A 1,627-nucleotide genomic window follows, 5' to 3' on the forward strand; every position below is an offset into this window, starting at 1 on the left:
CGATGATGGGATTTGCCTCATCATCAGCCTAACTGCTTAGACGCACATATCCAGCAGTGCGCTTACCCTATCCTCCTGCGTCCCCCCATTGCTCAAACGGAAAAGAGGTGGTACAGGAATATCAACCTGTTGTCCATCGTCTACGCCTATCGGCCTCGACTTAGGTCCCGACTAACCCTGAGCGGACGAGCCTTCCTCAGGAAACCTTAGGCATTCGGTGGATGGGATTCTCACCCATCTTTCGCTACTCATACCGGCATTCTCACTTCTAAGCACTCCACCAGTCCTTACGGTCTAGCTTCGCAGTCCTTAGAACGCTCTCCTACCACTGACACCTAGAGGTGTCAATCCACAGCTTCGGTGATACGTTTAGCCCCGGTACATTTTCGGCGCAGAGTCACTCGACCAGTGAGCTATTACGCACTCTTTAAATGGTGGCTGCTTCTAAGCCAACATCCTGGTTGTCTAAGCAACTCCACATCCTTTTCCACTTAACGTATACTTTGGGACCTTAGCTGGTGGTCTGGGCTGTTTCCCTTTCGACTACGGATCTTATCACTCGCAGTCTGACTCCCATGGATAAGTCTTTGGCATTCGGAGTTTGTCTGAATTCGGTAACCCGATGAGGGCCCCTAGTCCAAACAGTGCTCTACCTCCAAGACTCTTACACATGAGGCTAGCCCTAAAGCTATTTCGGAGAGAACCAGCTATCTCCAAGTTCGATTGGAATTTCTCCGCTACCCACACCTCATCCCCGCACTTTTCAACGTGCGTGGGTTCGGACCTCCATTCAGTGTTACCTGAACTTCATCCTGGACATGGGTAGATCACCTGGTTTCGGGTCTACGACCACATACTCAATTCGCCCTATTCAGACTCGCTTTCGCTGCGGCTCCGTCTCATCGACTTAACCTTGCATGGGATCGTAACTCGCCGGTTCATTCTACAAAAGGCACGCCATCACCCGTTAACGGGCTCTGACTACTTGTAGGCACACGGTTTCAGGTTCTATTTCACTCCCCTTCCGGGGTGCTTTTCACCTTTCCCTCACGGTACTGGTTCACTATCGGTCACTAGGGAGTATTTAGCCTTGGGAGATGGTCCTCCCAGCTTCCGACGGGATTTCACGTGTCCCGCCGTACTCAGGATCCACTCAAGAGGGAATGAAGTTTCAACTACAGGGTTGTTACCTTCTTTGACGAGCCTTTCCAGACTTCTTCGTCTACTTCATTCCTTTGTAACTCCGTATAGAGTGTCCTACAACCCCAAGAGGCAAGCCTCTTGGTTTGGGCTACATCCCGTTTCGCTCGCCGCTACTCAGGGAATCGCAATTGCTTTCTCTTCCTCCAGGTACTTAGATGTTTCAGTTCCCTGGGTCTGCCTTCCATACTCTATGTATTCAAGTAAGGATATTGTTCCATTACGAACAATGGGTTCCCCCATTCGGAAATCTCTGGATCAAAGCTCACTTACAGCTCCCCAAAGCATATCGGTGTTAGTCCCGTCCTTCGTCGGCTCCTAGTGCCAAGGCATCCACCGTGCGCCCTTCATAACTTAACCGAATTGGTTGTTACATCAGGTTTAAAACCTAAAATGGCGATACTCGGTAATTTCTTGACTATCAATT

At 50.0% G+C, this 1,627-nt stretch carries 1 rRNA gene; it reads right to left on the reverse strand.

The window, feature by feature from the left end:
* Nucleotides 1-1,560: ribosomal RNA gene (locus ACXAF2_RS23490) — 23S ribosomal RNA — on the reverse strand; the annotation flags it as partial.
* Nucleotides 1,561-1,627 lie beyond the last annotated feature (67 nt).

This window comes from Rossellomorea sp. ABR4_004 (genome assembly GCF_056159585.1).